Raw genomic sequence first — 10,506 nt, 5'->3', positions numbered from 1 at the left:
CAGGGGGCTGGTGGTGCGCCGAGGTGTTGCCCCGGCGCACCCGGCGCACCACCAGCCCCCTGCGCCACGCCTCATGTGCCGTGCCGGACGGCAGGGTCAGCGTGACCTTCCCGTCCGCCGGCTGACCCACCTCGACCTTGAACCGGCCGGAGCCGATCTGCGCCCAGACCTCGGGCGGCAGATCGTCGGGGTCGAGCCCGGCGACCGCGGCGACCTCGACCGTCGCGCTGTCCGCGGCGGCGTCCGCGGCGAGCTGCGTGACGAAGAGCGCGCCCTCCTGCGGATCCGGCAGCACCGGGAGCGCGGCCGAGGCCATCGGCTGGATCCGCACCTGGACCGCGCCGCCCCATGAGCCGGGGCTCACTGCGCTGAACTCCAGCGTCTCCTCCGCGCTGCGCGCCCCGATCTGCACATAGTCACCGCGGCCCGTTCTGACCTCGGCGGTCAGCGCGGCGTCCAGTTCGACGCGGTGGGCGGTCGCGTCGTAGGCGGCGACACCGGCGGTGTGGATCACCTGCTGGTCGTCGCCGCGGAAGAGCTGGATCTGCTGTCCGACACCGGAGAACCCGATCAGATGGCCGAGTTCCAGGCGGGTCGCGCCCTTGGCGGCGTCACGGGCGACCGGGCTCACCAGGCCGTGGCCCAGCACCCCCGAGGCCGGCGTCGCCTGCCTGCTCGCGACCCGCTTGACGTACAGCCGCTGACCGCCGTTGTCGAAGAAGCCCTTGACCGCCAGCGGAAACAGCCACCAGCGGCCGCCTTCCTTCGGGTCGTTCGCCCAGGTGTCCCGGATCAGGGCGTCCGGCTCGGGGAGGAACCCGCCGAACGTGTTCTGGAACTCCAGGAAGTTGGTGACCAGCTTGGGCTTGCCGGTGTACGGACCGCGCACGGTGACCCCGGCCATACCGGCCGTACTGGTGCTCACCCCCGCGATCGGCCGTGGGCCCGCATCGATCTCCTCGATGTAGACCCCGGGGCTCAGATACTCCGCCATGGACGGCTCCTCACTGCTCGCGGATCTCTATGACGTGCCGGCGCTCGATGTCCTGGGGCAGCCGCACGACCAGCGATCCGGACCGGCCCGGCCGTTCGGTGGCCTCCAGTCGGAACGTCTCCTCGACGGCGTGCTCGTCGGCCTTCTCGCCCTCCCACCGCAGGGCCAGCCGGAAGGCGCCCGCGGCGTCGGACAGGGTGCGCTCATGCCATGGCGTCAGATCCCGGCTGGTCCGACCCCGGGCCTCGACCAGCGCATTGGCGATCGGTGTTCGGGTGGTCGCGTCGACCACGGCGCCGTGCACCGTGCGCAGCCCCGGCGGATAGGGGAAGGAGACGCTGGGCAGCAGCCGGACCAGGCGCGGCTCGGTCACCACCGCGGGCGGGTGGGCGTCGTCATACGGGTACACCAGGAACTCGACACCCACCAGATCGGCCGAGTACGGCTGCTCATCGGCCGGGTACAGCGGCTGGTAGCCGGCGGCCGCGAAGCGCGCGCGGTGCCGCCGCGGCCGGGCCGCCCACGGCTCACCGCATCTGCCAAGACCCGGATAGGCGAGGGCGGCGCTGGGGGTGCGCACCGGCACGTCGTCCAGCGGCAGCCAGGCGCCGTCGCCGTCGCCCTCGTCGTCGAATCGGTCCAGCTGGACCGCCACCCCCGCGCTGCGCACCCGCCGCGCGTAGTCGTCGAACGGTATGAACCAGGCCGGGCTGTAGAGCGTCGAACCTGCCAGCGGCATGAAGCGGCTCATGGCATCGCCGCCCCGCTGATGGCCCGGCTGTTCACGGGGCGGACCGCCGTCTCGACGGCGGAGTCCAGGTTGACCACGCGCACCTCGTAGTTCAGCGACAGCCGGTACGGCTTCTGGATCGCGTACCAGACCCAGGACTTCTGGTCCAAGGTGAGCGGGGTCAGGCTGAGGTGCAGCGAGTCGGTGCTCGCCGCCAGGCTGCCGGACAGCTGTACGCCGTCCAGGATCGCGTCGTCGTAGAACGTCTGCAGGGCCCGCCCGAGCATCCGGTGCTGGGTCGCCGGGTCACCGCCCCAGGGGGTGATCAGGTACCGCAGCAGCAGGGCCATCGGCGGCTTGCGGACGTTCGGCGGGTCGGGTGGCTGGGAGCGCACCGGCGGCCGATTGCGCGACGTCGGGTCCTCGGCGATCTCATAGAGGAACACCGTGAGTTTCGGCGGGGGTGTCTGTACCGTCTCGGAGAGATCGTTGAGTTCCGCGATCGGCGGTTCCACCTGGCTGAGCCCGCGCAGGGCCTGGGTCAAGGTCTCCACGATGACCGTCGAGACGTCGGCGATGACGCCGAAGTCACCCATTCGTATCCTCCCCCGGCTCCGGCTCCGCGCTCGAAAGCGTGCATCGGGAGCATGCCGGTCCCGGCGTGGCCGGATCGCGATCCGCGCATCACACGAACGTCACCGACCCGTTTCGCGGTCGGCCGAGACCGGCGATGACGTAACCGGACACGCGCCGACAACGCCGAGGTGACACCGACAAGGCATATTTCCATTTATGGAAATCCCCTCAGACCGGACCGGCGTTCTGATCCTCCGGGTGTGGGTGGAAGACGGCAGGCCGGACGGCTTCCGCGCCCGCATCGTCCGTTCGGGCGGCCCGCACCAGGCGCCCCCCACCGCGGTGAGCGCGGTCGACGACGTACTCAGCGCCGTGCAGGCATGGCTCGACCAGTTGCTCGAACCGGACAGGTGACGATCCCGCGACGTTCCGGTGATGCCCGGCCATATAACGTCGTTTAACCGAAACGCCGGATACACGATCATGTTTTGCTCGTAACATGGCTCCTGGGCATCCCGCTTGTCGGCAGGGGATGGGTCGCTGGAGCCAATATCGCCCCGGGGGGCCGATGAGCGCAGAAGGCCACGTCATCACGTTGAGACTGCTGAAAGGCTTCGCGCTATTGGTCGATCATAAGCGCGTTCCCGTTTCTTCCAGCGCCCAACGCCTCCTCGCGTTCCTGGCCCTGCAGGACATGCCGCGGACCCGTACCTATGTGGCCGGCACGCTGTGGCCGGACGTCACGGCCTCCCGCGCCAACGCCAACCTCCGGTCCTCCTTGTGGCGCGCGACACGCACGGGACATCAGGTCATCGACGCGTCCACACAGGAATTGGCGATCTCCAAACACATCGACGTGGACCTCCACACGGCGGCGCGGCACGCACACTGCCTGCTCGACATGTCGCGCTCGTGCGACGACATCCTGACCGCACAGACCCGGGCGGACCTCTCGGCCGATCTGTTACCCGAGTGGTCCGAGAACGAGTGGGTGCTGATCGAGCAGGAGCAGTACCACGAACTCAGGCTGTACGCCCTGGAGGCGATGACCGAACGGCTCACCGCGGCGGGCCGCCACGGCGAAGCCGTCGCCGCCGGGCTCGCCGCCGTCCGCGCGGAGCCCCTGCGGGAAAGCGCTCATCGCGCCCTCATGAACGCACATCTCACCGCGGGCAACAGAGGCGCGGCTCTGCTGCAGTACGAACAATGCTGCCGCGTTCTGCACGACGAACTGGGCCTGGAGCCCTCCCCGACACTGCGCAACCTGGTCTCGCCTCACACCGAGGCGGGCGCCCTCAGGACCCCGGCGCGTCGGGTCGTCCGCCACCCGGCGAGCGATGCCCTGAGGGACGCCACGGACGAAGCCGAGCGCGTCGCCATCTCCCCGGCCGAGCCGCGCCGCCTCCCAAGATCCAGACGCGCCGGCACCGGCCCGCCCATGCCGTCGCACCCTCAATAGAGAGCCGCCTCGGCGACGAAAGTGACCTATTCGAGCAACACCCAACAAATCGGGCAAAAAATTGATGCCTATAGTATTGCGGGTGTTGTCGCGAATAAACTGCAGAATTAAGTTCGCCGCGTGGCGCCAGCCACGGGCGATACTGTGGGCCACGGCGGGCTTGGTGACCCTCGGATTCCTCATCGCGCTGGAGATTGCCGCGCGTCGCTACACCGGCCAACCGGGGCCGATCACCAATCAGGCGCGAGAGGTGATATTCGCCCCCAAACCGGGGCCGCTGTACGGCGGTATGGCGTTGATGATGGTGGTGCTCACCTGGCGGCAACGGTTCATTGCGCTTGGCGCCGCGATCGGCATCGACATCGTCTTCGTACTGGTGCGGTGGGCGGTCGGCGCCGACGTGCCCGCTGACCATTTCTTCGGCAACGGCGCGTTGTGGGTGATGCTGGGCTGCGGAGTCATCGCGGTCACGCGCCGCACCGGCCGGGAACGTGCCCTGCTGCTGAAGGGCGTCGGTCTTGGCCTGCTGCTGGTGGCCGGCCGTAAGACCGGCGACACCTGGCTCCTGATCACGGCGAAGACCCGCCCGACCGTGCTCGACGAGTACGTGGCAACCGCCGATCACGCGCTGGGCAACCCGTCGTGGCTGGCAGGCCGGATTCTCAGGGCCACCGAGCCGATCGGCACCCACCTTCTCGACTGGGTCTACGGTGAGCTCGCGGTGGCCGCGATCGTCGTCGCGCTGTACCAGCTGCGCAACGTGGCGGTCGAGCGCCGCTTCCCCAGACACCATCTGCTGCGCACCTTTCTGGTGATCGGCCTCCTCGGGCCGGCCATCTACATGATCTTCCCGGTGGTCGGACCGATCTTCGCCTACGGCCCGGGCACCTCCGGCACCGGCGGTCTGCAGTGGGCGGTGGCCAACCTGTGGCCGAACACGCTGCCACCGATCAAACCCCCGCACCCGGTGCCGTACGACGGGATCACCCCCCGCAACTGCATGCCCAGCCTGCACACGGCGTGGGCTCTCGCGATCTTCATTCATTCCCGCAAGGGCCCATGGTTTCTGCGATTCGCCGGCGCGTTCTGGCTCATTGCCACGCTCGGCGCGACGCTGGGCTTCGGCTACCACTACGGCGTGGATCTCGTCGCGGGTGTGGTGTTCGCGCTCACGATCGAGGCGGCTCTGCGCACGTTCGACCGTGGCTGGGACCGGTCAGGACTTCAGCTGGTCGCCTACGGCACAACGGTCTTCGCCGCGCTCCTGGTGTTGTACCGCTATCTGCCGATGGAGATGGCCACGCATCCGTGGGTGTTCGGACCACTTCTCATTCTGGCGATGGCCTCAGTGATCTACGGCTATGTACGGACCACCAAACGGTGGGAACCGACGTCCGCACCAGCGCGGCAACCGGAACCGCAACCCGAACTGGTCTGAGTCATGTGGCCGCCGGCCCGCCCGGTGTGGCCCGGCCGTAGGGGCCGGGCCACGGGCAGCGCGGGCCGGGGTCAGGTGGCTTCCAGGGCCGGGTCGGCTACGCCCGCCCTGATGGTGGCCGAGGGCCGGCGCCGAAGGCGGGCGCGAGGTGCTGGGTGTCGAAGGGCCACTCTCCGCTATCGCATCTGGCGCCGCACCAGTTCGTGCAGCTTTCCGCCCGGGACGGCCATCAGCTCGGCCGGGGCGCCCTGCTCCACGATGCGGCCGCCCTCCATGACCAGGACGCGGTCGGCGTCCATGACGGTGGACAGCCGGTGTGCGATCACCAGTCGGCTGGCGTTGAGGCGGCGGGTGCTGTCGATGACGATGCGCTGGGTTTCGTTGTCCAGGGCGCTGGTGGCCTCGTCGAAGAAGAGGACGCGCGGACGGCGGATCAGAGCCTGGGCGATCATCAACCGCTGCCGCTGGCCACCGGAGATGGCGCCGCTGCCGGAGATCATGGTCTGGAGCCCCATGGGCATCTGGCCGATGTCCTCGGCCAGCCCCGCCAGCTCGGCGGCCGCCATGGCTTCCTCGGGGGTGAACGGCTCGGCGCCGCGGATGCAGTCGAGCACCGTTCCGCCGAGGGGTTGGGCGTTCTGCAGGACCACTCCGCACTGGCGGCGGACCGCCGCCTGGTCGAGGGCGGCGAGGTCCTGGCCGTCGTAGAGGACGCTGCCGGACACCGGCCGTTCGAAGCCGATGAGCAGCCGGAGCAGGGTGGACTTTCCGCAGCCGCTCGGGCCGACGACGGCCACGAATTCGCCCGGCCGGATCTCCAGTGAGACGTCGTCGAGCACCAGCGGTCCGTCGTCGCCGTAGCGGAAGGTGAGGTTTCTGGCCCTGAGATCGCCGGAGAGCACACCCGGTGGGGCGCTGCCGCCGCGGACCTCCGGCGGTTCGTCCAGGATCGGCTTGACCTGCTCGAACAGGGGGAGCACGGCGACCACCGAGACCAGGGCGTTGGTGAGCTGGGTGAGCGAGGTGAGCAGCATGGTCACGGAGGTGTTGAAGGTCAGGAACGCGCCCGCCGACATGCTCCCCCGCGCCGGACCGGCCAGCAGCATGAACACGATGAGCGAGACCAGCGGAAGGTAGACCGCGTCCAGCACCTGGGTGAGGTTCTTGATGCGCCCGGTGCGCTGATGCAGATCGCGGGAGTGGGCGAAGCCTCGGGCCCATGCCGCGTACGCGAAGTTCTCGGCCGCGGCGACGCGCAGCTTGGGGAGGCCGCGCAGGACCTGGAACGCCTGGTTGTTGAGCTTGTTCTCGCTCTCCACCAGCCGCCGCTGCCAGCGCACCTGCCACAGCCCCATGCCCAGGAAGACCCCGGAGACCACCAGCAGCATGGCGACCACCGCGAGCGCCAGGGAGGCGTTGTAGTACAGCAGCAGGGCGAGGTTCATCGCGCCCACGGTGCCGGCCTGGAACACCGTCGGCGCGATCCCGGACAGCACCCGGCGCATGGCGCTGATGCCCAGCGCCGCGCTCGCCAGCTCCCCGGTGGAGCGCCGGGCGAAGAAGGTGGTGGGCAGCCGCAGCAGCCGGTCCCATACGGCGGGCTGGAGGGTGCTCTCCAGCCGCCCTTCCAGCCGCAGCAGGGTGAGGTTCTGCAGCAGCATGAAGGCGGCCGCGACAACGCTGGATACGATCAGGGCCAGGGCGATCTGGACGATGGGGCTCTTCTCGGCGCGGGGCACGAATCCGCCGAGCACCTGTCCGGTGGCCAGCGGCACCAGCGCGCCGAGCGCCACCGTCACCAGCCCGCTGATCAGGAGGTTGCGGGCGTCGCCGGCGGCGCCCCGGGCGCTGAAGCGCATCAGCCGCCACATCGTCATCGGCCGGTCGGGCAGCGGCCGGTAGAACATCAGGGCCCGCGGTTCGAACTCCTCCGCGTTGCTCGCGCCGACGCGGATCCGCATGCCGGAGACGGGGTTGAGCGCTTCGTACCCGCCGCGCCGCCACAGCAGTGCCACCGGGGCCCCTGACTTGGCGCGGTAGCCCACCAGCGGTCCGGTGTCCTCCCGCCACCAGCGGCCCTCCAGCCGGACGGCACGGGTGCGGATCCGGGCGTGTGCGGCGATGCGCTCCACCGGGTCCGTACGGCCGTCGGCGGCGCGGCCCCTCGGCGGTCCGGGCAGGGTGATCCCGGCGGCCTCCGCCACTTCGCGGCACACCGCGTGCACGGCGTCGTCGGTGTTCTCCTCCGACGGCCGCCGATCGCGCCGCGGCCCTCCGATGGAGGCGATCAGCGCCTGGTCGGCGCGGGAGCGCATGGCTTCACCGGCTCGGATCCCGGCCGCCGTGCGGTCCGCGTGGGCCCGCTCCACGGTGTCGATCCAGCGGTCCACGGCGGTGCCGAGCCGGTACTGCTGGTTGACCATCCGCTGCCACAGCGCGCCGTCGATCAGCAGATCACCGGCGGCCTGGGCGCTGTACTCGGCGCCGTAGCGCACACTGCCGGGCGGCACCGGGAGCCAGAGCAGGTCCTCGTCCGCCGCGTCCGTGTCGGGCGCGGCCCCGCCGTCCAGCAGGGCCTGGAAGAGCACGCCGAGGCTGCGGCTCACCCCGAGCGCCACGGCGTGCTCCAGCGGCGTCGGCGGGGTGTCCTGGAACACGCCACCGCCCCCGTACATGCCGTATGTGCCGTATGTGCCGTATGGGCCGTACGGATCGTCGGCGTGGCCCGTGCCGTACGACGCGTCGTACGTGTCGTACGCCTCCGGCCGGTACAGCTCGCGCAGCGGGATGCGGCGCACCAGGCAGTCCTGCGAGGGGCGGCCCAGCAGGGTGTGCAGCGGACCGTCGACCGGGCCCGGGAGCGCCGCGCCCGTCTCCAGCCGGCCGAGGAAATGCCACTGCCCCTCTTCGGCGGCGTCGACCGCGAACAGGTCCAGGGCCCCCGCGGCCACCAGCCAGAGCACCTGCGGGCCCTCCAGCGGGAGCCTGCGCAGTCCGGCGCAGTCGACGGGCGTGCCGAGGGCGCCGAGCGCCTGGAGCACCGCGTCGCCGCCGTCCGCGGCCACCGGCGCGGCCGGGTGAACGGACGCCATGTCAGTGCTCCTTCATCAGCTCGGCGTACGGGCCTCCGGCGGCGGCAAGGTCCTCGTGACGTCCGCGTTCGACAACCGTGCCGCGGTTCAGGACCAGGATCTCGTCGCTGTCCCGCACGGTGCTCAGCCGGTGGGCGATCACCACACACGCACAGCCGCGGCGGCGCAGACTGTCCATGACGATCTGCTCGGTCCGCGCGTCCAGGGCGCTGGTGACCTCGTCAAGCACCAGCACGCTGGGGCGGCGGACCAGGGCGCGGGCGATCTCCAGCCGCTGCCGCTGGCCTCCGGAGAAGTTGCGGCCGTCCTGCTCCACCCGGCAGTGGATGCCCTCCGGGCGCCGTGCGATCACATCGTCGTAGAGCGCGGCGTCCCGCAGGGCGTCCACCACCGCGTCGTCCGGGATGGACGGATCCCACAGCGCCACGTTGTCCCGCACCGTTCCCTCGAACAGGAAGACGTCCTGGTCGACGAAGGAGACCGAGGCGGCCAGCGCCCCGCGGGGGATGTCCTCCAGCCGCTGTCCGTCGATGCGGATGACCCCCTCCCAGGGGGTGTAGAGACCGGAGACGAGCCGGGAGACCGTGGACTTGCCACTGCCGGAGGCGCCGACCAGCGCCACCTGCCGGCCGGGGCCGACGGACAGCGAGAAGTCGCGCAGCAGCGGTTGGTCCAGCGGGCTGTAGCCGAAGGTGATGTTCTCCAGCGTCACCTGCCCGGTCAGCCGACGGGTGTCCGCGCGCGGCTCGTCGCGGGTGTAGAGGGAGTCCGCCGGGAAGTTCTCCACGTCCTTGAGCCGGGCCACGTCGGCGGAGAAGTCCTGGATGCGGCCGGCCACTCCGTTGAGCCGGGTGATGGGCGCGGTGAAGCGGGCCACCAGCGCCTGGAAGGCCACCAGCAGACCGATCGAGATATGGCCCTCGACGGCCCGCAGCCCGCCGATCCAGAGGATGAGGGCGCTGTTGAGCGTGGCGAGGGTGGGGGCGACCACGGCCAGTACGGCGCTCGGCACACCGAGGCGCTGCTGCTCCTCCAGGGTGATGGCGTGCTGACCTGCCCAGCGGCGGAAGTAGCCGGTCTCCCCGCCGGTGGCCTTCACCGTCTCGATGAGCTGGAGACCGGTGTACGACGTGGTGGTCAGCCGCGCGATGTCGGCCCGCAGCTTCTGGGTCCTGGTGGCCCGCAGCCGTATCACCACCCGCATCGCCACCACGTTGAGCAGCGCCAACCCGACGCCGACCAGGGTGAGTTGAGGGTCGTACGTCCACAGCAGGAAGGCGTAGAGGACCACCACGACCCCGTCGACGGCTGCGGCGGCCAGATCGCGGGCAAGCGTCTCGGCGACGGTGTCGTTGGAACGCAGCCGCTGGACCAGGTCCGCCGGGCTGCGCTGGGCGAAGAAGGTGACGGGCAGCCGCAGCAGATGCCGCAGAAAACGCGCGCTGCTGAGGGTGGAGGAGATGATGCGTCCGCGCAGCAGATTCGCCTGCTGGACACCGGTCAGTACGGCCGTGAGCACCACCGCCACGGCCATGGACGCGAACAGCGGCCCCAGCAGCGAGTCCTGGCCGCCGATCAGGAAGTTGTCGATGAAGGTGCGGCTGAGCGCCGGGACCGCGGCCCCCACCGCCACCAGCAGCAGGCTGGCCAGCAGCGAGGCCAGCAGGGTGCCGGTGGTGCCCCGCATACGCGAGGGCAGGGCGCCCAGCACACCGGGGCGGCGCCCGCCCCGGCGGAAGGACTCCTCGGGTTCGAAGACCAGGACCACTCCGGTGAAGCTGGTGTTGAACTCCTCGACGGGGACGAAACGGCGCCCTTTGTCGGGGTCGTCGATGTGGACGCCGCGCTTGCCGAACCGCCGTCCCATACCGTCGTAGACGACGTAGTGGTTGAAGTTCCAGAACAGGATCGCCGGGGCCCTGACCTCCTCCGCAAGGGCCTCGGGCTCCATCTGCATGCCCTTGGCGCGCAGACCGTAACTCCGGGCGGCCCTGAGCAGATTGCCGGCGCGCGACCCGTCCCGGGACACACCGCAGGCGATCCGCAGCTCCTCCAGCGGCACATGGCGTCCGTAGTGTCCGAGCACCATGGCGAGCGACGCCGCACCGCACTCCAGGGCCTCCATCTGGAGCACCGTGGGGGTGCGTACCGTCCGGCGCCCGGGTTTCCTCGGCCCGGACCTCCCGGATCCGCCGCGCGGGGCGCGCCGCCGTCCGC

At 70.5% G+C, this 10,506-nt stretch carries 7 protein-coding genes and 1 pseudogene; 3 read left to right on the top strand and 5 right to left on the bottom strand.

Going from position 1 to position 10,506, the window contains the following annotated elements:
* The 3 genes and pseudogenes from CCN51_RS45220 to CCN51_RS45210 all read right to left on the bottom strand — a co-directional run.
* A pseudogene (locus tag CCN51_RS45220) lies at window positions 1-994 on the bottom strand (phage tail protein); the annotation flags it as partial.
* 10 nt (window positions 995-1,004) lie between these two features.
* The gene (locus tag CCN51_RS45215) at window positions 1,005-1,733 is read right to left on the bottom strand and encodes a carboxypeptidase-like regulatory domain-containing protein (RefSeq protein WP_014173105.1); all 729 of its coding nucleotides are present in this window, start codon (window positions 1,731-1,733) and stop codon (window positions 1,005-1,007) included.
* Window positions 1,734-1,741: 8 nt separating this feature from the next.
* Complete coding sequence (locus CCN51_RS45210; RefSeq protein WP_014173106.1) at window positions 1,742-2,320, bottom strand: Pvc16 family protein; 579 nt, start codon at window positions 2,318-2,320, stop codon at window positions 1,742-1,744.
* A 196-nt stretch (window positions 2,321-2,516) separates the two neighbouring features.
* Here CCN51_RS45210 and CCN51_RS45205 point away from each other — a divergent pair, with 196 nt between their 5' ends.
* From CCN51_RS45205 to CCN51_RS45195, 3 genes are all read left to right on the top strand, one after another.
* Window positions 2,517-2,714, top strand: coding sequence for a hypothetical protein (locus CCN51_RS45205; protein WP_014173107.1), 198 nt, complete (start codon window positions 2,517-2,519; stop codon window positions 2,712-2,714).
* A 280-nt stretch (window positions 2,715-2,994) separates the two neighbouring features.
* Window positions 2,995-3,759 (top strand): AfsR/SARP family transcriptional regulator, encoded by a 765-nt coding sequence (locus CCN51_RS45200; protein WP_238545256.1) that lies wholly within the window; start codon window positions 2,995-2,997, stop codon window positions 3,757-3,759.
* A 64-nt stretch (window positions 3,760-3,823) separates the two neighbouring features.
* A complete protein-coding gene (locus CCN51_RS45195) occupies window positions 3,824-5,197 on the top strand; it encodes a phosphatase PAP2 family protein (protein WP_086013632.1) in 1,374 nt (457 codons plus the stop codon).
* A gap of 176 nt (window positions 5,198-5,373) precedes the next feature.
* Here CCN51_RS45195 and CCN51_RS45190 read toward each other — a convergent pair whose 3' ends face one another.
* Together CCN51_RS45190 and CCN51_RS45185 are read right to left on the bottom strand one after the other, a co-directional pair.
* On the bottom strand, window positions 5,374-8,289 hold the full coding sequence (locus CCN51_RS45190; protein ID WP_014173110.1) for an NHLP bacteriocin export ABC transporter permease/ATPase subunit: 2,916 nt from the start codon (window positions 8,287-8,289) through the stop codon (window positions 5,374-5,376).
* A gap of 1 nt (window position 8,290) precedes the next feature.
* Window positions 8,291-10,414, bottom strand: a complete 2,124-nt coding sequence (locus CCN51_RS45185) for an NHLP family bacteriocin export ABC transporter peptidase/permease/ATPase subunit (protein WP_238545573.1) — start codon at window positions 10,412-10,414, stop codon at window positions 8,291-8,293.
* Window positions 10,415-10,506: the final 92 nt, after the last annotated feature.

This window comes from Streptomyces milbemycinicus (assembly GCF_002154605.1).
GTDB lineage: Bacteria > Actinomycetota > Actinomycetes > Streptomycetales > Streptomycetaceae > Streptomyces > Streptomyces milbemycinicus.
The sequence above is the reverse complement of the archived record's forward strand: the minus strand, read 5'-3'. Positions and strand labels throughout refer to the sequence as shown.

Coding starts and splice junctions, on each gene's coding strand:
- CCN51_RS45215 (WP_014173105.1), bottom strand. CDS start 1,733: ATGCCGCTGGCAGGTTCGACGCTCTACAGCCCGGCCTGGTTCATACCG.
- CCN51_RS45190 (WP_014173110.1), bottom strand. CDS start 8,289: ATGGCGTCCGTTCACCCGGCCGCGCCGGTGGCCGCGGACGGCGGCGAC.
- CCN51_RS45195 (WP_086013632.1), top strand. CDS start 3,824: ATGCCTATAGTATTGCGGGTGTTGTCGCGAATAAACTGCAGAATTAAG.
- CCN51_RS45210 (WP_014173106.1), bottom strand. CDS start 2,320: ATGGGTGACTTCGGCGTCATCGCCGACGTCTCGACGGTCATCGTGGAG.
- CCN51_RS45185 (WP_238545573.1), bottom strand. CDS start 10,414: ATGGAGGCCCTGGAGTGCGGTGCGGCGTCGCTCGCCATGGTGCTCGGA.
- CCN51_RS45200 (WP_238545256.1), top strand. CDS start 2,995: ATGCCGCGGACCCGTACCTATGTGGCCGGCACGCTGTGGCCGGACGTC.
- CCN51_RS45205 (WP_014173107.1), top strand. CDS start 2,517: ATGGAAATCCCCTCAGACCGGACCGGCGTTCTGATCCTCCGGGTGTGG.